The sequence below is a fragment of the Streptococcus sp. SM5 genome, from assembly GCF_027497975.1.
Genome location: NZ_JAJNSC010000003.1, coordinates 215193 through 237605 on the forward strand (window position 1 = coordinate 215193; position 22413 = coordinate 237605).

General features: G+C 40.2%; 22 protein-coding genes, 2 tRNA genes and 2 pseudogenes. 25 read left to right on the forward strand and 1 reads right to left on the reverse strand.

Annotation, left to right across the window (positions count from 1 at the left end; translation table 11 throughout):
* Window positions 1-6: 6 nt before the first annotated feature.
* From deoC to PAN07_RS03710, 6 genes are all read left to right on the forward strand, one after another.
* Entirely contained in the window at window positions 7-669 is a 663-nt protein-coding gene (gene deoC, locus PAN07_RS03685; RefSeq protein WP_269797113.1) for a deoxyribose-phosphate aldolase, read from the forward strand.
* Window positions 656-1045, forward strand: a complete 390-nt coding sequence (locus PAN07_RS03690) for a cytidine deaminase (protein ID WP_269797114.1) — start codon at window positions 656-658, stop codon at window positions 1043-1045. The genes deoC and PAN07_RS03690 overlap by 14 nt, the downstream gene beginning before the upstream one ends.
* An 89-nt stretch (window positions 1046-1134) precedes the next feature.
* Window positions 1135-2190: a BMP family protein gene (locus PAN07_RS03695; protein ID WP_269797115.1), complete on the forward strand. Its 1056-nt coding sequence runs from the start codon at window positions 1135-1137 to the stop codon at window positions 2188-2190.
* A gap of 140 nt (window positions 2191-2330) precedes the next feature.
* Window positions 2331-3866, forward strand: coding sequence for an ABC transporter ATP-binding protein (locus tag PAN07_RS03700; protein ID WP_269797116.1), 1536 nt, complete (start codon window positions 2331-2333; stop codon window positions 3864-3866).
* Window positions 3859-4917, forward strand: a complete 1059-nt coding sequence (locus PAN07_RS03705; RefSeq protein ID WP_269797117.1) for an ABC transporter permease — start codon at window positions 3859-3861, stop codon at window positions 4915-4917. The genes PAN07_RS03700 and PAN07_RS03705 overlap by 8 nt, the downstream gene beginning before the upstream one ends.
* A 2-nt stretch (window positions 4918-4919) precedes the next feature.
* Entirely contained in the window at window positions 4920-5876 is a 957-nt protein-coding gene (locus tag PAN07_RS03710; RefSeq protein WP_045615115.1) for an ABC transporter permease, read from the forward strand.
* Between the two features lie 30 nt (window positions 5877-5906).
* Here PAN07_RS03710 and plsY read toward each other — a convergent pair whose 3' ends face one another.
* Window positions 5907-6548, reverse strand: a complete 642-nt coding sequence (plsY, locus tag PAN07_RS03715) for a glycerol-3-phosphate 1-O-acyltransferase PlsY (RefSeq protein ID WP_269797118.1) — start codon at window positions 6546-6548, stop codon at window positions 5907-5909.
* Between the two features lie 216 nt (window positions 6549-6764).
* Between plsY and PAN07_RS03720 the strand changes: the two genes are divergently transcribed.
* The 19 genes and pseudogenes from PAN07_RS03720 to PAN07_RS03810 all read left to right on the forward strand — a co-directional run bounded on the left by PAN07_RS03720 (window position 6765) and on the right by PAN07_RS03810 (window position 22344).
* A complete protein-coding gene (locus PAN07_RS03720; protein WP_269797119.1) occupies window positions 6765-7406 on the forward strand; it encodes an amino acid ABC transporter permease in 642 nt (213 codons plus the stop codon).
* A gap of 10 nt (window positions 7407-7416) precedes the next feature.
* Window positions 7417-8046, forward strand: coding sequence for an amino acid ABC transporter ATP-binding protein (locus PAN07_RS03725; protein ID WP_016465680.1), 630 nt, complete (start codon window positions 7417-7419; stop codon window positions 8044-8046).
* Between the two features lie 9 nt (window positions 8047-8055).
* Window positions 8056-8898: an amino acid ABC transporter substrate-binding protein gene (locus PAN07_RS03730; RefSeq protein WP_269797120.1), complete on the forward strand. Its 843-nt coding sequence runs from the start codon at window positions 8056-8058 to the stop codon at window positions 8896-8898.
* 145 nt (window positions 8899-9043) lie between these two features.
* Window positions 9044-10987, forward strand: a complete 1944-nt coding sequence (gene parE, locus PAN07_RS03735) for a DNA topoisomerase IV subunit B (protein WP_269797121.1) — start codon at window positions 9044-9046, stop codon at window positions 10985-10987.
* 33 nt (window positions 10988-11020) lie between these two features.
* A complete protein-coding gene (locus tag PAN07_RS03740; RefSeq protein ID WP_269797122.1) occupies window positions 11021-11428 on the forward strand; it encodes a YkvA family protein in 408 nt (135 codons plus the stop codon).
* Window positions 11429-11543: 115 nt separating this feature from the next.
* Window positions 11544-12020, forward strand: coding sequence for a hypothetical protein (locus PAN07_RS03745; RefSeq protein ID WP_269797123.1), 477 nt, complete (start codon window positions 11544-11546; stop codon window positions 12018-12020).
* Window positions 12010-12531, forward strand: a pseudogene (locus PAN07_RS03750) (aminoglycoside 6-adenylyltransferase); the annotation flags it as partial. The gene PAN07_RS03745 and the pseudogene PAN07_RS03750, both read left to right, overlap by 11 nt.
* 92 nt (window positions 12532-12623) lie before the next feature.
* Complete coding sequence (locus tag PAN07_RS03755; protein WP_269797124.1) at window positions 12624-12998, forward strand: GNAT family N-acetyltransferase; 375 nt, start codon at window positions 12624-12626, stop codon at window positions 12996-12998.
* A gap of 69 nt (window positions 12999-13067) precedes the next feature.
* Window positions 13068-13283 (forward strand): annotated as a pseudogene (locus PAN07_RS03760) (GNAT family protein); the annotation flags it as partial.
* Between the two features lie 16 nt (window positions 13284-13299).
* Window positions 13300-14118 carry an aminoglycoside 6-adenylyltransferase gene (locus tag PAN07_RS03765; protein ID WP_269797141.1) on the forward strand — a complete coding sequence of 273 codons (819 nt, stop codon included), beginning with the start codon at window positions 13300-13302 and terminating at the stop codon, window positions 14116-14118.
* Between the two features lie 220 nt (window positions 14119-14338).
* Window positions 14339-16816, forward strand: coding sequence for a DNA topoisomerase IV subunit A (parC, locus tag PAN07_RS03770; RefSeq protein ID WP_269797125.1), 2478 nt, complete (start codon window positions 14339-14341; stop codon window positions 16814-16816).
* 124 nt (window positions 16817-16940) lie between these two features.
* Window positions 16941-17963 (forward strand): branched-chain amino acid aminotransferase, encoded by a 1023-nt coding sequence (locus PAN07_RS03775; RefSeq protein ID WP_269797126.1) that lies wholly within the window; start codon window positions 16941-16943, stop codon window positions 17961-17963.
* A gap of 111 nt (window positions 17964-18074) precedes the next feature.
* A complete protein-coding gene (locus PAN07_RS03780; RefSeq protein ID WP_269797127.1) occupies window positions 18075-18305 on the forward strand; it encodes a DUF2969 domain-containing protein in 231 nt (76 codons plus the stop codon).
* A gap of 49 nt (window positions 18306-18354) precedes the next feature.
* Window positions 18355-18435: transfer RNA gene (locus tag PAN07_RS03785), tRNA-Tyr, on the forward strand.
* Window positions 18436-18444: 9 nt separating this feature from the next.
* Window positions 18445-18516, forward strand: a tRNA-Gln gene (locus PAN07_RS03790).
* 164 nt (window positions 18517-18680) lie between these two features.
* Entirely contained in the window at window positions 18681-19883 is a 1203-nt protein-coding gene (gene rpsA / locus PAN07_RS03795; protein WP_075567746.1) for a 30S ribosomal protein S1, read from the forward strand.
* An 85-nt stretch (window positions 19884-19968) separates the two neighbouring features.
* Window positions 19969-20466 (forward strand): GAF domain-containing protein, encoded by a 498-nt coding sequence (locus PAN07_RS03800; RefSeq protein ID WP_269797128.1) that lies wholly within the window; start codon window positions 19969-19971, stop codon window positions 20464-20466.
* Window positions 20466-22130, forward strand: coding sequence for a DNA polymerase III subunit gamma/tau (gene dnaX, locus PAN07_RS03805; RefSeq protein WP_269797129.1), 1665 nt, complete (start codon window positions 20466-20468; stop codon window positions 22128-22130). The genes PAN07_RS03800 and dnaX overlap by 1 nt, the downstream gene beginning before the upstream one ends.
* 19 nt (window positions 22131-22149) lie before the next feature.
* The gene (locus PAN07_RS03810; protein ID WP_269797130.1) at window positions 22150-22344 is read left to right on the forward strand and encodes a DUF3272 family protein; all 195 of its coding nucleotides are present in this window, start codon (window positions 22150-22152) and stop codon (window positions 22342-22344) included.
* Window positions 22345-22413 lie beyond the last annotated feature (69 nt).

The following is a 22413-nucleotide window of genomic DNA, read 5'->3' on the forward strand; positions in this document are numbered from 1 at the left end:
AACGATATGAAATTAAATAAATACATTGATCATACGCTTTTGAAGCAAGATGCGACAGTAGAACAAATTGATTCTTTGTTATCTGAAGCAAAAGAGTATGATTTTGCCAGTGTTTGTGTGAATCCTTGCTGGGTTTCTTACGCACATTCTGGTCTTCAGGGGACAGATGTCAAAGTTTGTACAGTTGTAGGTTTCCCTCTTGGAGCTACAACATCTGCAGTCAAGGCTTTTGAAACAAAAGAAGCTATCCTGAACGGAGCAGATGAAATTGATATGGTGATCAATGTTGGAGCTCTCAAGTCAGGGAATGCTGACTTGGTTGAATCAGACATTCGAGCAGTTGTAGAGGCAAGTGGAGATAAGCTTGTTAAGGTGATTATCGAAGCTTGTTTATTGACAGATGATGAAAAAGTTTTGGCATGCCAATTAGCCCAAAAAGCAGGAGCAGATTATGTTAAGACTTCTACAGGTTTTTCAACAGGTGGCGCAACGCTGCCAGATGTTAAATTGATGTGTCAGACAGTCGGACCTGATATGGGTGTCAAGGCTGCTGGAGGAGCTCGCTCGTATGCAGACGCTGTTGCCTTTGTTGAAGCGGGGGCTACACGTATCGGGACATCTTCTGGTGTAGCAATCTTAAAAGGAGAGTTAGCTGATGGCGACTACTGAGTTGATTGATTTAGCGATTGAAACTAGTAAAAACGCCTATGTACCCTATTCACATTTTCCAATTGGTGCCGTATTGGTAGCCAAGGACGGAAGTATCTATACAGGGGTTAACATTGAAAATGCTAGCTATCCCTTGACCAACTGTGGCGAAAGGACGGCAATCTTTAAGGCGGTTTCTGAAGGACAACGAGACTTTTCAGAATTGATTGTCTATGGTCAAACTGAAAAACCAATTTCGCCTTGCGGTGCTTGTCGCCAAGTCATGGTCGAATTTTTTAAACCAGATCTAAAGGTGACTCTAGTCGCCAAAGATAAAACGACGGTCGAGATGACGGTCGGGGAATTACTTCCATATTCCTTTACAGACTTGCATTAGTCTGCGTCACTCCTTGAGTGACAAGGTCCTTGTGACCAATCAATCCATACTTGCAACTTTGTTGCGCATCTTATTTAGGAGGTTCAGTAATGAACAAAAAACAATGGCTAGGCCTTGGTCTAGTTGCAGTAGCAGCATTTGGACTTGCTGCATGTGGTAATCGCTCTTCTCGTAACGCAGCTTCATCTTCTTCTGATGTGAAGACTAAAGCAGCTATCGTTACAGATACAGGTGGTGTTGATGATAAATCATTTAACCAATCAGCTTGGGAAGGTCTTCAAGCTTGGGGTAAAGAGCACAATCTTTCAAAAGATAATGGCTTTACTTACTTCCAATCAACAAGTGAAGCTGACTACGCTAACAACTTGAACCAAGCGGCTGGAAGCTACAATTTAATCTTTGGTGTTGGTTTTGCCCTTCATAACGCTGTTGAAGAAGCAGCAAAAGAACACGCAGATAAAAACTATGTTTTGATTGACGATGTGATTAAAGATCAAAAGAACGTTGTTAGCGTTACTTTCGCTGACAACGAAGCAGCTTACCTTGCTGGTGTAGCAGCTGCTAAAACTACAAAAACTAAACAAGTTGGTTTTGTAGGTGGTATGGAATCTGAAGTTATTTCTCGTTTCGCAGCTGGTTTCAAAGCTGGTGTTGAGTCAGTTGACCCATCTATCAAAGTACAAGTAGACTACGCTGGTTCATTTGGTGATGCCGCTAAAGGTAAAACAATCGCTGCGGCTCAATACGCTGCAGGTGCAGACGTTATCTACCAAGCAGCTGGTGGTACTGGAGCAGGTGTCTTCTCTGAAGCTAAATCATTGAACGAAAGTAAAAATGAAGACGAAAAAGTTTGGGTTATCGGTGTAGACCGTGACCAAGTTGATGAAGGTAAATACACTTCTAAAGACGGTAAAGAAGCTAACTTCGTACTTGCTTCTACATTGAAACAAGTTGGAACAACAGTTCAAGATATCTCAAACAAGGCTGAAAAAGGTGAATTCCCTGGTGGTCAAGTTATCGTTTACTCATTGAAGGATAAAGGTGTTGACTTGGCAGTAACTAACCTTTCTGAAGAAGGTAAAAAAGCTGTTGAAGATGCAAAAGCTAAAATCCTTGATGGTAGCATCAAAGTTCCTGAAAAATAATTGAAGGAAGTCATTTCTTAGGAAGCGGCCAGTGGCCGCTTCTTTAAGAATTGAGACAAATGGTTTTGTCTCAATAGAGCTTGCTAAATTTCTTTAGCAGGTTTTATTGAAACAAAATAAAACTCTGAAAGGAAGAGCACATGACACACGAAAATGTCATTGAGATGCGTGAAATTACCAAAGTTTTTGGTGAATTTGTTGCTAACGACAAGATTAACCTTGAACTTCGTAAAGGTGAAATTCATGCACTTTTAGGAGAAAATGGAGCTGGGAAATCCACTCTTATGAACATGCTAGCAGGGCTTCTAGAACCAACTAGTGGTGAAATTGTGGTTAACGATCAAGTTGTAAAACTAGACTCTCCGTCAAAAGCAGCTAGTCTAGGAATTGGAATGGTTCACCAGCACTTTATGTTGGTAGAAGCTTTCACTGTTGCTGAAAATATCATTTTAGGAAGCGAATTAACCAAAAATGGTGTCCTAGATATTGCTCGGGCAACTCGAGAAATTAACGAACTATCGGATCGTTATGGTCTTGCTGTGGATCCTACCGCCAAAGTAGCAGACATCTCTGTCGGTGCTCAACAACGTGTCGAAATTCTAAAGACACTATATCGTGGAGCTGATATCCTTATCTTTGACGAACCGACTGCCGTTTTAACGCCATCAGAAATTGATGAATTGATGGCTATCATGAAGAACTTGGTCAAAGAAGGTAAATCAATTATCTTGATTACCCATAAGCTGGATGAGATTCGTGCTGTATCTGACCGTGTTACAGTTATCCGTCGTGGTAAATCTATTGAAACAGTAGAGATTTTAGGAGCAACCAATGCTGACTTGGCAGAAATGATGGTAGGGCGTTCTGTTTCCTTTAAGACAGAGAAGCAAGCAGCTCAACCTAAAGAAGTCGTTCTATCAATTCAAGATTTGGTAGTCAATGAAAACCGTGGAGTTCCTGCAGTAAAAAATCTTTCTCTCGATGTTCGAGCGGGTGAGATTGTCGGTATTGCCGGGATTGATGGTAATGGACAGTCAGAATTAATCCAAGCTATCACTGGACTCCGTAAGATTGAGTCTGGTAGTGTGGAGTTGAAAGGCCAGTCTATCGTAGGTTTACACCCTCGCCAAATTACAGAAATGAGTGTGGGCCACGTTCCTGAAGACCGTCACCGTGATGGTTTGGTCTTGGAAATGATGATTTCTGAGAACATTGCTCTTCAAACCTACTATAAGGAACCTCTTAGCAAGAAGGGAATCTTAAATTACACCAATATCATCGGGTACGCTAAGCAATTAATGCAAGAATTCGATGTACGTGCTGCTAGTGAGATCGTTCCAGCCTCAGCTCTTTCTGGAGGAAATCAACAAAAAGCAATTATCGCTCGTGAAGTTGATCGAAATCCTGATCTCCTCATCGTCAGCCAACCAACTCGTGGTTTGGACGTCGGTGCCATTGAGTACATTCACAAACGCTTGATTCAAGAACGTGATAATGGAAAAGCTGTCCTCGTAGTCAGCTTTGAACTAGATGAGATTCTAAATGTCTCTGATAGAATTGCTGTTATCCATGATGGTAAGATTCAAGGGATTGTAACGCCAGAAACAACTAACAAGCAAGAGCTTGGAGTCTTGATGGCTGGTGGTGAATTGGAAAAGGAGAAGAGTGATGTCTAAAAAATTACAACAAATTTCGGTTCCCTTGATTTCTGTTATTTTAGGAATTCTACTCGGAGCCATCGTCATGTGGATTTTCGGTTACGATGCTATCTGGGGTTATGAAGAACTGTTCTACACCGCCTTTGGTAGCGTTCGAGGAATCGGTGAAATCTTCCGTGCCATGGGACCTTTGATTTTGATTGCTCTTGGATTTGCAGTTGCAAGTCGTGCTGGTTTCTTTAACGTCGGACTTCCAGGACAAGCTCTCGCAGGCTGGGTTATGAGTGGCTGGTTCGCTCTTTCTTTCCCGGATTTACCACGACCATTGATGATTCTTGCAACGATTGTAATCGCCTTAGTTGCGGGAGGAATTGTTGGTGCCATTCCTGGTATTTTAAGAGCCTACCTTGGGACATCTGAGGTTATCGTAACCATTATGATGAACTACATAGTTCTTTATGTGGGAAATGCCTTTATCCACCACTTCCCTAAAGAAATTATGCAGAGTACGGATTCTTCTATTCGTGTTAGTGCCAATGCAACTTACCAAACACCTTGGCTTGCTGAGTTAACAGGAAACTCTCGTATGAATATCGGGATTTTCTTTGCTATTATTGCAGTAGGTCTTATCTGGTTCTTGCTTAAGAAGACAACTCTCGGTTTTGAAATCCGTGCAGTTGGTCTCAATCCAAATGCTTCTGAATACGCAGGTATTTCAGCCAAACGTACCATTATTCTATCAATGATTATTTCTGGTGCCCTTGCAGGTCTTGGTGGAGCAGTAGAAGGACTTGGTACCTTCCAAAACGTCTATGTTCAAGGTTCATCATTAGCAATCGGATTTAACGGTATGGCAGTAAGTCTACTTGCTTCAAACTCACCAGTTGGAATTCTATTTGCAGCCTTCCTTTTCAGTGTTCTTCAAGTTGGAGCTCCTGGTATGAATGCTGCACAAGTACCATCTGAGCTTGTAAGTATCGTTACAGCCTCAATTATCTTCTTTGTCAGCGTTCACTACATTATCGAACGCTTTGTCAAACCAAGAAAACAACTTAAAGGAGGTAAATAAGGATGTCGATTACAACAATGTTAACCCTTATGGTTTCTTCAATGTTGATTTATGCAGCACCACTTATTTTCACAAGTATCGGAGGAGTTTTCTCCGAACGTGGTGGAGTTGTTAACGTTGGTCTTGAAGGAATCATGGTCATGGGTGCCTTTTCTGGAGTTGTTTTTAACCTTGAATTTGCACAAGATTTGGGAGCACTAACTCCTTGGTTGGCTCTCCTGGTTGGTGGATTAGTTGGAGCTATCTTCTCGCTCATTCACGCAGTAGCTACAGTTCATTTCCGCGCAGACCATGTTGTCAGTGGTACCGTACTTAACTTGATGGCGCCAGCCTTGGCAGTCTTCTTGGTAAAGGTGCTTTATAATAAGGGACAAACCGATAACTTAACGCAAACTTTTGGGCGTTTTGACTTTCCGGTATTAGCTAATATTCCTGTTATCGGAGATATCTTCTTCAAGTCAACTAGTCTACTAGGTTACCTAGCAATTGCTTTCTCATTCCTAGCTTGGTTTATCCTCTTTAAGACTCGCTTTGGGCTTCGCCTTCGTTCAGTTGGTGAACACCCACAAGCAGCAGATACTTTGGGGATCAATGTTTACAAGATGAGATATCTTGGAGTTGTGATTTCAGGTTTCCTTGGAGGAATCGGTGGAGCTATTTACGCTCAGTCAATTTCCGTTAACTTCTCAGTTACGACGATCGTTGGACCTGGATTTATCGCTCTTGCAGCTATGATTTTTGGTAAATGGAATCCTGTTGGTGCTATGCTTTCAAGTCTCTTCTTTGGACTATCACAAAGTTTGGCAGTTATCGGTTCTCAACTTCCTTTCTTGCAAGGAGTTCCAGCCGTTTACTTGCAAATCGCACCATATCTCTTGACTATTGTCGTCCTCGCTGCCTTCTTTGGTAAAGCTGTTGCGCCGAAGGCAGATGGTATCAACTATATCAAGTCTAAATAGCATAAAAAAACGTCAGTTGAAACTGACGTTTTATTTTTTTGGTTCTTGGTGTGTTATGTTAAGTCCCCAAGGAATGAGATTTTCTGTTTTATTTTGGATCCGTTTGATATTGTCCTTGTGGCGTACAATTACTAGACTTGCAAGACCAATAATAATTAAAGTAAAAAGTAGGTCATAACTACTCAAGATAAATCCAAAGAGAGGAAATAGAAGGACTCCAATAATCGCAGCAATAGCAGCAGAGATACTCGAGAGAGAAATCATACTTCCAAGATAAAGGATTCCAAAGAAAATGACTGCAAGGTAGAGGCAAAAGAGAGGAGCAAATCCAAAAATAACTCCTGCGCTGGTAGCGACAGCCTTGCCACCCTTGAATTTGGCAAAGATTGGGAAGGTGTGGCCAATGACTGCTAAAAGCCCATAGACGATTGGTGAAACTCCTTGTACATGGAAGATGAGTGGAAGTAGAGTGGCCAAAGTACCTTTAAAGAAATCAATTACAAAGGTTGCCATTCCAGCTTTCTTGCCTAGGATTCGGAAGGTATTGGTCGTTCCAGTATTACCAGATCCATGTTCTCTTAGATTGATGTTAAAGAAGATTTGTCCAATCCACAGTCCTGAAGGGATTGAACCTAATAAATAAGCTAAAATTAATAATACTATTGTCATCATGTTTCTATTATACCATGAAATAGGAGAGAAACGAAACTGAATCTTTTCACCACTTGTGACATCTGATAATTTTATAAGTAGAAAAAGTTTTAAATGAATAGTATGATTATTTGGAAATCAAGTCTAAAGTTTTAAAAATTCATGAAAGTTTCTGAAAAACTTGATTTTGTGTTTATTTATGCTATAATAGGAACAATTATTTTTAGGAGGTGGAATATGTCTTACTTATTTGAGATATTACCAAGTTTATTGAGCGGTGCGACAATGACTTTACAAGTTTTTGCACTGGTCTTACTTTTTTCAATCCCTTTAGGCATTTTGGTTGCCTTTTGCTTACAGGTGCATTGGAAACCCCTCCATTACATGATTGATGTTTATATTTGGGTGATGCGTGGAACACCCTTACTTTTGCAGTTGATTTTTATTTATTATGTCCTACCAAGTATCGGAATTCGTCTTGACCGAGTACCAGCAGCCATTATTGCCTTTACGCTTAATTATGCAGCTTATTTTGCAGAAATATTCCGTGGAGGAATTGCAACCATTCCTCAGGGGCAATATGAAGCAGCTAAGGTTTTAAAATTCAAACCTATCGATACCGTCCGCTATATTATCTTGCCACAAGTGACCAAGATTGTTTTGCCAAGTGTATTTAACGAAGTTATGAGTTTGGTTAAAGATACTTCTTTGGTATACGCACTCGGTATTTCAGATTTAATCCTAGCCAGTCGAACTGCGGCCAATCGTGATGCTAGTTTGATTCCGATGTTTCTAGCGGGAGCTATCTATCTTCTAATGATTGGCGTTGTTACAATCCTAGCTAAGAAACTTGAGAAAAAGTTCAGCTACTATAGATAGGAGGTTATCCATGTTAGAGTTAAGAAATATCAGCAAAAAATTTGGAAAAAAAGAAATTTTATCCAATTTCAGTTTAACAATTCCTGAAAAGCAGATTTTGGCCATCGTTGGACCTTCTGGTGGTGGAAAGACAACCTTACTTAGAATGTTAGCTGGACTTGAGACTATTGATTCAGGTGAGATTTTTTATAATGGAGAATCGTTACCTTTGGATGAACTTGAAAAACGACACTTGTTAGGATTTGTTTTTCAAGATTTTCAGCTCTTTCCGCACCTTTCCGTTATGGAGAACTTGATTTTGTCGCCAATCAAAACTATGGGGATGTCTGAAGCAGATGCTAAGAAGAAGGCGGTAGAATTACTAACTCGTTTAGGTCTTGAAGCGCACGCAGATGCCTATCCATACTCCTTATCTGGTGGTCAAAAGCAACGTGTTGCCTTAGCACGTGCAATGATGATAGATCCAGAAGTGATTGGGTATGATGAACCAACTTCTGCCCTTGATCCAGAGTTGCGTCTCGAAGTTGAAAAACTCATTTTACAAAATCGAGAATTAGGTATGACTCAAATTGTCGTAACCCACGATCTCCAGTTTGCAGAGAATATCGCTGACCAAATTCTCAAAGTAGAGCCTAAGTAGGAGGTGTCTATGAATCGAAAGAAAATCAGCCTTGTTTTGGTATTCTTCCTTGCTTTTTTCCTAGTAGGATGCACTCAAAAAGCTAGTGATCCCAAAGTCGATAATTGGGAAAAATACCAAGAACAGGGTACAATTACAATCGGATTTGACAATACCTTTGTTCCCATGGGTTTTGAAGAAAAGAATGGGCAATATGCTGGATTTGATATTGATTTAGCCCAAGCCGTTTCTGAAAAACTTGGGTTCAAGGTACAGTTTCAACCCATCGATTGGGATATGAAGGAAACCGAACTTCAAAATGGCACCATTGATGAAATTTGGAATGGATATTCCGCGACGGATGAACGTCGTGAGAAAGTAGCCTTTACTATTCCTTACATGGAAAATCAGCAAGTTCTTGTCTCTAAGAAATCACAAAATATCCAATCAGTGTCTGATATGGCAGGTAAAGTTTTAGGTGCTCAGGCCGGTTCTTCGGGTTATCTGGACTTTGAAGCGCAACCTGACCTTTTGAAAAATATCGTAAAAGATCAAAAAGCCAACCAATATCAAAGTTTTAATGAAGCCTTGATTGACTTACAAAATGACCGGATTGATGCCCTTCTAATTGACCGTGTTTATGCCAACTATTATCTTAAAACTGAAGGAATCTTGGACCAATATGAGATTTTCCCAGCTGGTTTTGAGAGTGAATCCTTTGCAGTTGGAGTAAGACCAGCTGATAAGACCTTGTTAGCAAATTTGAATAAAGCTTTTGTCGAGCTCTATCAAGAAGGAAAATTCCAAGAAATCAGCCAGAAATGGTTTGGCGAAGATGTGGCTACTAGCCAAATTAAAGGAAAAGAAAACTAAGATTTTGTCTTGGTTTCTTTTTTTGGTGAAGATGGACGATTTATTGCTAAAAAGGACTTGGGAATAGGCTTTTTAACTAGAAAAGCTTTGCAAAATTCCTAGAAAACCTGTAAAATAGAAAAGATGAACAAATAGGAGGTTCCTTGTGTCAAAAAAGGAAATCAATATTAACAATTATAATGATGACGCCATTCAGGTGCTAGAAGGGTTGGATGCGGTCCGTAAACGTCCAGGGATGTATATCGGATCGACCGATGGTGCTGGTCTCCATCATCTAGTCTGGGAAATTGTCGACAATGCAGTTGATGAAGCCTTATCTGGATTTGGTGATCGTATTGATGTAACGATTAATAAAGATGGTAGTTTAACGGTTCAAGACCATGGGCGTGGGATGCCAACTGGTATGCACGCTATGGGGATTCCAACGGTTGAGGTCATCTTTACCATTCTCCACGCTGGAGGAAAATTCGGTCAAGGTGGTTACAAGACCTCTGGTGGTCTCCACGGAGTTGGTTCTTCTGTCGTCAATGCCCTCTCTAGTTGGCTGGAAGTAGAAATTACTCGTGATGGAACGGTTTATAGGCAGCGTTTTGAAAATGGTGGGAAGCCAGTAACAACTCTTGAAAAGGTTGGAACGGCACCTAAGTCTAAAACAGGTACCAAAGTGACCTTTATGCCGGATGCTAGTATCTTTTCTACGACAGACTTCAAGTACAATACCATTTCAGAGCGTCTCAATGAGTCAGCCTTTCTCTTGAAAAATGTAACCTTGTCATTAACGGACAAGCGAACAGACGAGTCAATCGAGTTCCACTATGAGAATGGGGTGCAGGACTTTGTTTCCTACCTCAACGAAGACAAGGAAACCTTGACACCAGTTCTCTACTTTGAAGGGGAAGACAATGGTTTCCAAGTGGAAGTAGCCCTTCAGTATAACGATGGATTTTCAGATAACATCTTGTCCTTTGTCAATAACGTTCGTACCAAGGACGGTGGAACGCATGAGACAGGGCTTAAGTCTGCCATTACCAAAGTCATGAACGACTATGCACGTAAGACGGGTCTTCTCAAGGAAAAGGATAAAAATCTTGAAGGATCCGATTACCGTGAAGGATTAGCGGCCGTTCTTTCTATCTTGGTTCCTGAAGAACATTTGCAGTTTGAGGGACAGACCAAGGATAAACTAGGAAGTCCACTAGCTCGTCCGGTTGTAGATGGGATTGTAGCTGATAAATTGACTTTCTTCCTCATGGAAAATGGGGAACTAGCTTCAAATCTGATTCGTAAAGCTATCAAGGCTCGTGATGCCCGTGAAGCAGCACGTAAGGCGCGTGATGAGAGCCGAAATGGCAAAAAGAATAAGAAAGACAAGGGCTTGCTTTCTGGTAAATTAACCCCAGCCCAGTCTAAAAATCCAGCTAAGAATGAACTCTACCTAGTCGAGGGTGATTCTGCCGGTGGATCTGCCAAACAAGGTCGTGACCGCAAGTTCCAGGCTATCTTGCCACTTCGCGGTAAAGTTATCAATACAGCCAAGGCCAAGATGGCAGATATCCTGAAAAATGAAGAAATCAATACCATGATTTATACCATCGGTGCTGGTGTTGGAGCAGATTTCTCACTTGAAGATGCCAACTATGACAAGATCATTATCATGACCGATGCGGATACCGATGGTGCCCACATTCAAACACTTCTCTTAACCTTCTTTTACCGCTATATGCGTCCACTAGTTGAGGCTGGTCATGTTTATATCGCCCTTCCACCTCTTTACAAGATGTCAAAAGGGAAAGGTAAGAAAGAAGAAGTGGCCTACGCTTGGACGGATGGTGAGCTAGAAGAACTACGTAAGCAGTTTGGTAAAGGTGCAACCCTCCAACGCTACAAGGGGCTTGGTGAGATGAATGCGGACCAACTCTGGGAAACAACCATGAATCCAGAAACGCGCACCCTCATCCGTGTCACAATCGAAGATCTAGCACGAGCAGAACGTCGCGTCAATGTCCTCATGGGGGACAAGGTCGAACCACGCCGTAAGTGGATTGAAGACAATGTCAAGTTTACCTTGGAAGAAGCGACAGTGTTTTAAAAACTATAAAGAAATACAAATGGAGGACCAAATATGTCTGAAAATCTTAGTGAAGAGCAAGTAAAGGAAGCTCTCGAAAGTGGCTATGCGCAATCTGAGGCATTATTAAATGATAAAGATGAATTAGATGATTTTTTGTATCGTTTGGAGCAAAAATTTAACGATATGCCATTTGTTGGAAAGAAATTTTCGATGATCCCAGTCATGATTTCTTTAGTGAAAAATTATGTTCAAGGGAAATACACCACGGTTCCTTATGGGACTATTTTAGCTATTTTAAGTGCACTTATTTATTTCCTTGCTCCTATTGATATTTTTCCTGATTTTATCCCTCTAGCAGGTTACTTGGATGATATGGCTGTTGTAGGACTTTGTATGACAATGGTTAAAACTGATCTTGAAACCTATGAAAAATGGCGCCAAGCTCAAGGATTAATCTGAAAAATCGTCTATATTTCTTAATCTTAGCTCTTTAAAAGATGTGTAAATCATGATCAGTTTATTGTTTGATACTCCTTTTCTTGTGATAGTCCTGTTACTAGGCGCAGTTACGTATATGATTGCTAAACCAGGAAAACCTGAAAAAATTCGCTTTCTTGAATTCTTACTATTAACTATAGTAACCACAGGTGTCTTTTTATTTGATAATCCTTTTAGGTCTAATCCTTATGCAGGTTTGCTCTTCTATGTTTTTGACTTTTATATTTTTACACCAGTGAGCCTTGCTTTTGGATTCACAGCTATTTATAAGAGCAATAAACATATCATACATTATCCTAGTGCATATTCAAATCTTCTAAGAGTAAATGCCTGGTTTTTAGCAATATTTTCGATTATTAACTTTCTCTTTTTAATGCTGACTGAAGAAATGGGAATTCTATTTCTATTACCACTTTTTGGGATCAGTTCTATCATTCAATTTATCTTTGGAGAACTTGAAAGAAAAAGAGTGCAGAATCTTCAACAACAAAAGCAAGAAGATGTTCCTATCCCTGGCTTAATTTCAAACGACGGTGACATAGATGAGAACTGAAACAGAAATACTAAATTTGCTCTTGCAAGTTGCGAAGACCTTAAAAGTCGAAGCCATGGCTCTATCGGGTTCTAGAACCAATGGTCAAGCTCCAAAAGATGAATTTCAAGACTATGATGTTGTTTATCTCGTAGAGAATCTGGACGAACTGATTTCAGATTTATCTTGGATAGACCAGTTTAGTAAACGTATGATTAAGCAAGAGGTTAGGTTGGGACGTCGCCGTCTCTATCTCATGCTCTTTGAAGATGGTAACCGTATTGATTTGACTCTATGTCCTAAAGTGCATATCAAGGAGTGGGTGGATAGTGAGGCAGGATTCACAGTTTTAGTAGATGAGAAGGGTTTGTTTGAGTCTTATTCTCCTAGTCATCAGCGTTTCTGGATAAGCCCAGCTAGTAAGACGGATTTTGAAAAAACTTGCAATGAATTTTGGTGGGTGTCAGCCTACGTTGTCAAAGGAATTTGTCATAAGCAAGTCATCTATGCGACTGACCATCTCAACGCTATCCGTTGTCGCTATAAAAAACGCAAACCTGCCATGAAGGTAACGGAAGCAGTGGGGAGTGTTAATTAAGTCTGACAGATTTGGAGGAATAGAAGATGATTATCAGACCTGCAAGCAGAAAAGATTGTCAAGCTATTTATAGCCTTTATCAAAGTGAAAAATGGCTTTCTTTTACAGAGGAAAAAGTGACATCTCTATTTTCAACAAATCTGTCTCATTACTTGGTGCTTGAAGAGGACCAGAAAATCCTCGGCTTTGTCCGTTATCTGACGGATGAAGTGCTGACGACCTTTTTAGCTGAAATAATTATTGATAAATCCCACCGCAGAAAAGGACTGGGACAGCAGCTAATTGAGGAGATCCACAAAAAATATCCTTTGACACGGATTGAATTAATATCTGAAGCAGATGGCTTTTATCGGGCAATAAGTTTTAAGCCTGTTGGTACAGGATTTAGAAAATCTGAATGAAAGGAGACAGCCAATGACGCTTGACAACAAACTGGGTCTGACAGATTCGCTTGAACTAGCCAAGATGCTTATGCGACGGAGGCTGCCCAAGCCTGTCTAGACTTTGCTTTTCAGCAAGCTAGCTTGTCAAAAGTTTACTCTTTTATATCCTTACTCAATCAACTTTCGCAAAAAGTCATGCAAAAACTGAGCATGGAATTTGTCAAAGAATTTGATGATGAAAAAGTTCCAGCAGACAGTCCGCTTTATAGACATGTCCTATACAGAATCAAGAGTTTCCACTAAAAAGGCAGGTATTCCCATGAGAACTGAAACCGAGATGTTTGATGTGATTTTGCAAACCGCAAAAGTGCTACAGGTTGATGCTGTCGCCATGTCCGGTTCGCGGACAAATTCACAAGCTCCAAAAGACGAGTTTCAAGACTATGATGTTGTTTATGTCGTGGACGACTTAGATAATTTGACGAGTGACCTTGCTTGGTTAGACCAATTTGGCACACGTATCATTGAGCAACATAATCTCCTAGGCAACCGTCGACTTTATCTGATGCTATTTGAAGATGGAAATCGGATTGATTTGACCCTCTGTCCTACGGAGTATATTCAAGAGTGGGTGGATAGTGAAGCAGGGTTCACTGTTTTAGAAGATAAGAAGGGTTTATTTGAACCCTACTTTCCAAGTCCTCAACGTTTTTGGACAAGCCCAGCTAGTGCGATAGATTTTGAAAAAGCCTGCAATGAATTTTGGTGGGTGTCAGCCTACGTAGTCAAAGGGATTTGTCGTAAGCAAGTCATCTATGCGACGGATCATCTCTACAGTATTTGCCAGCAAGAACTCTTGAAAATCTTAGCTTGGCAGGTGGCAAGTGATAGGGGAAAGGTCGATATCGGTAAAAACTACAAGTACCTCTTTAATTACTTGCCTGCTGAGAAGAAGAAGGAATTCTCAAATCTACTTGATTTCTCGAGTTTAGACAAAATCATTCAGTCTTTATTGGCTACGATGCAAATTTTCCACCAAGAATCTCAAATCCTTGCCCAAAAGATGGGCTTTGACTATGATAGGGAAGTAGCTGAGAAGATTATTGAGTATGCTAAAGAAAAACTTCTAAATCATTAAAAAAATAAAGAACGAAACTTAAAAGATTAAACTACGGAAAGGGACGTTTGGTTACTGAGGGTAACTAATTTCCTTTACTCTGTAAAAACTACTCTACATTCTTTGAAAGGAGTTGAACACGCCCTAAATACTGTGTGAAAAAGATAAATTCTCTTGTGAGCATCGCTCACTGCAAGAATTTCCTATTTTCACTTTGTATTTCACGGGCTTTGTATCCTATATGAGTAATATCCAAAATATGTCCCTTGAGGACATCATGGGGGAGCGCTTTGGTCGCTACTCCAAATATATCATTCAAGACCGGGCTTTGCCAGACATTCGTGATGGATTGAAGCCGGTTCAACGCCGTATTCTTTATTCGATGAATAAGGATGGCAATACTTTTGACAAGAGTTACCGTAAATCCGCCAAGTCTGTCGGGAACATCATGGGTAATTTCCACCCACACGGAGATTCTTCTATCTATGATGCCATGGTTCGTATGTCTCAGGACTGGAAAAACCGTGAGATTCTAGTTGAAATGCATGGTAACAACGGTTCAATGGACGGAGATCCGCCTGCGGCTATGCGTTATACTGAGGCCCGTTTGTCTGAGATTGCAGGCTACCTTCTTCAGGATATCGAGAAAAAGACAGTTCCTTTTGCTTGGAACTTTGACGATACCGAGAAAGAACCAACTGTCTTACCAGCAGCCTTTCCAAACCTCTTAGTCAATGGTTCAACCGGGATTTCAGCTGGTTATGCCACAGATATTCCACCGCATAATTTGGCTGAAGTTATTGATGCTACAGTCTACATGATTGATCATCCGACTGCCAAGGTCGATAAGTTGATGGAATTCTTGCCTGGGCCAGATTTCCCTACAGGTGCCATTATCCAAGGCCGTGATGAGATTAAGAAAGCCTATGAAACTGGTAAAGGGCGCGTGGTTGTTCGTTCTAAGACGGAAATTGAGAAGCTTAAAGGTGGTAAGGAACAAATCGTTATCACTGAGATTCCTTATGAAATCAATAAGGCTAACTTGGTCAAGAAAATCGATGAAGTCCGTGTCAATAACAAGGTGGCAGGTATCGCTGAGGTTCGTGATGAGTCTGACCGTGATGGTCTTCGCATCGCTATAGAACTCAAAAAAGATGCGAACACGGAACTTGTTCTAAACTATCTTTTCAAGTACACTGACTTACAAATCAACTACAACTTTAACATGGTTGCGATTGACAATTTCACCCCTCGTCAGGTTGGAATTGTGCCAATCTTGTCTAGTTATATCGCCCACCGTCGTGAAGTGATCTTGGCGCGTTCTCGCTTTGACAAGGAAAAGGCTGAAAAACGTCTCCATATCGTGGAAGGTTTGATTCGCGTTATCTCGATTTTGGATGAGGTTATTGCCCTTATTCGTGCTTCTGAGAACAAGGCTGATGCCAAGGAAAACCTTAAGGTCAGCTATGAATTTACGGAAGAACAGGCAGAAGCTATCGTTACCTTGCAACTGTATCGTTTGACCAATACAGACGTGGTTGTCTTGCAAGAAGAAGAAGCAGAACTTCGTGAGAAGATTGCTATGCTTGCGGCTATCATCGGTGACGAACGAACCATGTACAATCTCATGAAGAAAGAACTCCGTGAGGTCAAGAAGAAATTTGCGACTCCACGTTTGAGTACTTTAGAAGATACAGCAAAAGTCATCGAGATTGATACAGCTAGTCTAATCGCTGAAGAAGATACTTACGTCAGCGTGACGAAAGCAGGTTACATCAAGCGTACTAGTCCTCGTTCTTTCGCAGCTTCGACCTTAGAGGAGATTGGGAAACGAGATGACGACCGATTACTATTTGTACAATCAGTTAAAACAACTCAACATCTCTTGATATTTACAACCCTAGGAAATGTCATCTACCGCCCTATCCATGAATTGTCAGATATTCGTTGGAAGGATATCGGGGAGCACTTGAGCCAAACGATTACAAACTTTGAAACCAATGAAGAAGTGCTCTATGTTGAAGTTGTGAATCAGTTTGACGATGCGACAACCTACTTTGCAGCGACTCGCCTTGGACAAATCAAACGTGTAGAACGTAAAGAATTCTCTCCATGGAGAACCTACCGTTCTAAATCTGTTAAGTTCGCTAAGTTGAAGGACGATAGTGACCAGATTGTAGCAGTAGCACCAATCAAGCTAGATGATGTTCTATTAATCAGTAAAAATGGCTATGCTCTTCGCTTTAATATCGAAGAGGTTCCAGTTGTCGGAGCTAAGGCTGCAGGGGTCAAAGCCATGAACTTGAAAGCAGATGATGAGCTTCAATCTGCCTTTATCTGCAATACTTCATCCTTCTATCTGTTAACGCAACGTGGAAGTTTGAAACGTGTTTCAACAGAGGAAATTCCAGCAACCAGTCGTGCTAAGCGTGGTCTTCAAGTTCTTAGAGAATTGAAGAACAAGCCACATCGTGTCTTCCTGGCTGGAGCAGTCTCAGAACAAGGATTTATCGGAGATCTCTTTAGTACAGAAGCAGAAGATGGAGAACAAACTCTTGTCATCCAATCAAATAATGGAACGATTTATGAAGCAATCCTACAAGATTTGAATCTATCAGAGCGTACAAGCAATGGAAGTTTCATATCAGACACTATTTCTGATGAAGAAGTGTTTGATGCTTATCTCAAAGAAGTCCTTAAAGAAGACAAAGAAAATTAAAAATCAGTCCTAGTGACTGATTTTTTAGAAGTAAAATTTTCAGAAAATTACAAATAATACTTGAATTTTTAGGAGAATAGTGTAGAATAGAACACAAAGCCTGATTAGAATAAAGGAGATTGTCATGACAGTTACGATTGATTGGGAAAATCTCGGTTTTTCCTATCTGAAACTACCTTATCGTTATATCGCTTATTTTAAAGATGGACAATGGACACAAGGAGAATTAACAGAAGATGCAACCTTGCATATTTCAGAATCATCTCCAAGTCTCCACTATGGACAGCAAGCATTTGAAGGATTGAAAGCCTATCGTACCAAGGATGGTAGTATTCAACTCTTCCGTCCAGATGAAAATGCTAAACGTCTGCAACGTACTTGTGATCGTCTCTTGATGCCACAAGTTCCAACAGAAATGTTTGTAGAGGCTTGTAAAGCAGTTGTTCGTGCTAATGAGGAATATGTACCACCTTATGGAACTGGTGGAACCCTCTACCTCCGTCCACTCTTGATTGGTGTTGGAGATATCATTGGGGTAAAACCAGCTGAGGAGTATATTTTTACCATCTTTGCTATGCCAGTTGGAAATTACTTTAAGGGTGGATTGGTTCCAACAAACTTCTTGATTCAAGATGAGTATGACCGTGCAGCACCAAATGGAACAGGGGCTGCCAAGGTCGGTGGTAACTATGCAGCCAGTCTTTTACCAGGAAAAATGGCTAAATCCCGTCATTTCTCAGATGTTATTTATCTAGATCCCTCAACCCACACCAAGATTGAAGAAGTAGGCTCGGCTAACTTCTTTGGGATTACAGCTGACAATGAGTTTGTAACGCCATTGAGTCCGTCAATTTTGCCATCGATTACCAAGTACTCATTACTTTACTTGGCAGAGCATCGATTGGGCTTGAAACCTGTTGAGGGGGATGTACCAATTGATAGTCTGGATCGATTTGTAGAAGCAGGTGCCTGCGGAACTGCAGCAGTCATCTCTCCAATTGGAGGAATCCAACACGGTGACGACTTCCATGTTTTCTACAGTGAAACAGAGGTTGGCCCAGTGACTCGTAAACTATACGATGAATTGACAGGTATCCAATTTGGTGACATTGAAGCACCAGAAGGTTGGATTGTAAAGGTCGACTAAAAGACTAAATATGTAAGAAACTCTATAGCGGTTGTAACAGCTGATATAGAGTTTTTTCTTGCTAGATTAAGGAATTTCTTGTACAATAGAAAACATGAAAAGAGGTAGGGTATGAGTAAAAAAGATAAAAAAATTGAAATCCAATTAACTGATGCAACTGTATTAGTTGGGAAAGAAAAATATGATGGTTATACTTTAACAATTGGGAAAAAGATTATTGGTGAAATTGCCGAATTAGATAACCAATTTGCCATTATTAAGAACGGAAATGTCGATAGTTTTTACAAGAAACTTGAAAAAGCTGTAGAAGTATTGATTGAAAACTACAATTTAGCAAAATAGTGCTTGTTTTTTGTAAATTTTCATGATATAATAGACTTTGTTGATTGTCGGAGAGATAGCGAAGAGGCTAAACGCGGCGGACTGTAAATCCGCTCCTTCGGGTTCGGGGGTTCGAATCCCTCTCTCTCCATATCACTATTGGGGTATAGCCAAGCGGTAAGGCAAGGGACTTTGACTCCCTCATGCGTTGGTTCGAATCCAGCTACCCCAGTTCTTAGGTAATAAATTCAAGATAAAAGTAAAAATATCTTAGGGTATTTTATTTTTATAATTGAAAGACGTGAACGATATGAACATGTCCTTGCGGGTGCTTAGGAAAAAAATTATAAGTATGTCAAGCTAAAGAAAAAGCTTGATTGTTGGAGGATTTTTTAGATGAACGAATTTGAAGATTTGCTAAATAGCGTTAGCCAAGTTGAACCTGGTGATGTTGTTAGTGCTGAAGTATTGACAGTAGATGCTACTCAAGCTAACGTTGCAATCTCTGGAACTGGTGTTGAAGGTGTCTTGACTCTTCGCGAATTGACAAACGATCGCGATGCAGATATCAATGACTTTGTAAAAGTAGGTGAAGTATTGGATGTTCTTGTACTTCGTCAAGTAGTTGGTAAAGATACTGATACAGTAACATACCTTGTATCTAAAAAACGCCTTGAAGCTCGCAAAGCATGGGACAAACTTGTAGGACGCGAAGAAGAAGTTGTTACAGTTAAAGGAACTCGCGCTGTTAAAGGCGGACTTTCAGTTGAATTTGAAGGCGTACGTGGATTTATCCCAGCTTCTATGTTGGATACTCGTTTCGTACGTAACACTGAGCGTTTTGTAGGTCAAGAATTTGAAGCTAAAATCAAAGAAGTTGACGCTAAAGAAAACCGCTTCATCCTTTCACGTCGTGAAGTTGTAGAAGCAGCTACAGCAGCAGCTCGTGCTGAAGTATTTGGTAAATTGGCTGTTGGTGATGTTGTAACTGGTAAAGTTGCACGTATCACAAGCTTTGGTGCTTTCATCGACCTTGGTGGTGTTGACGGATTGGTTCACTTGACTGAATTGTCACACGAACGTAACGTTTCACCAAAATCAGTTGTAACTGTTGGTGAAGAAGTTGAAGTGAAGATCCTTGATCTTAACGAAGAAGAAGGACGCGTATCACTTTCACTTAAAGCTACAACACCTGGACCATGGGATGGCGTTGAGCAAAAATTGGCTAAAGGTGACGTTGTAGAAGGAACAGTTAAACGTTTGACTGACTTCGGTGCATTTGTTGAAGTATTGCCAGGTATCGATGGTCTTGTTCACGTATCACAAATTTCACACAAACGTATTGAAAATCCAAAAGAAGCTCTTACTGTGGGACAAGAAGTAACTGTTAAAGTTCTTGATGTTAACGCAGATGCAGAACGTGTATCACTTTCTATCAAAGCTCTTGAAGAACGTCCAGCTCAAGAAGAAGGACAAAAAGAAGAAAAACGCGCTCCACGTCCACGTCGTCCAAAACGTCAAGAAAAACGTGACTTTGAACTTCCTGAAACTCAAACAGGATTCTCAATGGCTGACTTGTTCGGAGACATCGAACTTTAATTCATTCGAATATGAACAAAATCCTTTGTTTTTAAAACAAGGGATTTTTCTTTTTTCTACTAGTATTTTTTGATATAATGGTTCTATGTTATATTCAGAAAAAGAAGTGCTTTATCAAACACTTAATGAACAGCTCTCTTTTCTTTTAGAAGGAGAGACCAATGTTTTGGCTAATTTATCCAATGCCAGTGCTCTGCTAAAAATAACTTTTCCCAATACTGTTTTTGCAGGTTTTTATTTGTTTGATGGAAACGAACTTATTTTAGGTCCTTTTCAAGGTGGTGTTTCTTGTGTGAGAATTGCTCTTGGTAAAGGTGTTTGTGGAGAGTCAGCAGCTAGCCGTCAAACGGTTATTGTTGGAGATGTAAAGACCTATCCTAACTATATTTCTTGCGATAGTAAAGCACTCAGTGAAATTGTTTTGCCGATGGTAAAAAATAGTCATCTTCTGGGTGTCTTGGATTTGGATTCGTCTGTCCTTGATGATTATGATGAAATTGATCAGAAGTATTTAGAAGAGTTTGTATCTATTCTGCTAGATAAAACTGAATGGAACTTTTCAATGTTTGAGGAGAAAGTGTAATGTATCAGGCCCTTTATCGAAAATATAGAAGCCAGACTTTTTCACAGCTAGTGGGTCAAGAGATTGTCGCAAAAACTCTTAAACAAGCTGTTGAACAGGAAAAAATAAGCCACGCCTATCTATTTTCAGGACCTCGTGGAACTGGTAAGACTAGTGTTGCTAAGATTTTTGCTAAGGCTATGAACTGTCCTAATCAAGTTGCAGGGGAACCTTGTAATAACTGCTATATTTGTCAGGCTGTCACAGATGGTAGTTTGGAAGATGTTATCGAAATGGATGCTGCATCTAACAATGGAGTTGACGAGATTAGAGATATCCGTGACAAGTCTACCTATGCTCCGAGTGTTGCCCACTATAAAGTTTATATCATCGATGAAGTTCATATGCTCTCGACCGGTGCTTTTAATGCACTTTTGAAAACACTGGAAGAACCAACACCAAATGTAGTCTTTATTCTGGCAACGACAGAACTCCATAAGATTCCTGCGACAATTTTATCAAGAGTTCAGCGCTTTGAGTTTAAATCCATTAAAACTCAGGATATACGAAATCATATCTTCTATATTTTGGAAAAGGAAGGAATTGATTATGAGACTGAAGCTGTTGAAATTATTGCGAGAAGAGCTGAAGGTGGTATGCGTGATGCTTTATCAATTTTAGATCAAGCTTTAAGTCTTACCAATGATGATAAATTGACAACAGCCGTTTCAGAGGAAATTACTGGAACCATTAGTCTTAGCGCCTTGGACGACTACGTAGCTGCATTGACTCAAAAAGATGTTACCCGTGCTTTAGAAAATCTGCAAGTGATTTTTGAGAATGGGAAGAGCATGACACGTTTTGTAACGGATTTGCTACAATACTTACGAGATATTTTGATTGTCCAGACGGGAGGAGAGAATACTCACCATAGTCAAGTGTTCAAGGATAACTTATCTCTGTCCCAGGATTTTCTATTTGAAATGATTACCATAGCTACTAAAAGTCTAGCTGATATGAAGGCTAGTCTCCAACCTAAGATTTATGCTGAAATGATGACTATTCGCCTAGCAGATCTTGAGGGTGAACCAGCTTTATCAGGTCAATTTGCTGATGAATTAGCTTCTCTTAGGGATGAAGTGGCACGTTTGAAACAAGCTATTGCCAATTCTGGAGTAAGTCCCAAACCAACAGCATCATCAGTAAGTAGACCGACTAGCAGTAAGTCTGTATATCGTGTGGATCGTAACAAGGTTTACTCTATTCTTCAAGAAGCTGTTGAAAGCCCTGATTTAGCTCGCCAAAATCTAGTCCGTCTTCAAAATGCATGGGGAGAAGTTATTGAAAGTTTATCTGGTCCTGATAAGGCACTTTTAGCCGGTTCCCAACCTGTTGCGGCTAATGAGCATCATGCTATTCTTGCATTTGAATCCAATTTCAATGCTGGACAGACAATGAAACGTGATAATCTCAACACAATGTTTGGCAATATCCTTAGTCAAGCAGCAGGATTTTCTCCTGAGATTCTTGCTATTTCTATTGAAGAATGGAAAGAAGTTCGAGCAGACTTTTCAGCTAAGGCTAAATCGTCTCAAGGACAAACTATCAAGGAAGATGTTGAGGAGTCAGTACTCCCTCAAGGTTTTGAATTTTTAGCAGATAAAGTAACCATAACAGAAGACTAGACATTTTAAGAATAAGACTATGAATAGACAACAATTTATCATTATGGCCCTGTTTACAGCTGCTGAGACTTATTATTTTAATGAATCAGTCATGGAACAACGATATATCATGGCCGTACTTTGGGCTATTTTGATCCTGAGAAATTTTCGTGTCTCTTATATTATGGGAAAAATAATCAATGCCATAGATGACCACATTCAAAGGAAAAAGTAGCGCTTACATTCTAGACAAAATAAAAGCCTTTCAGGCTTTTTTTTGCTATACTAGTAAGAGTATACATAC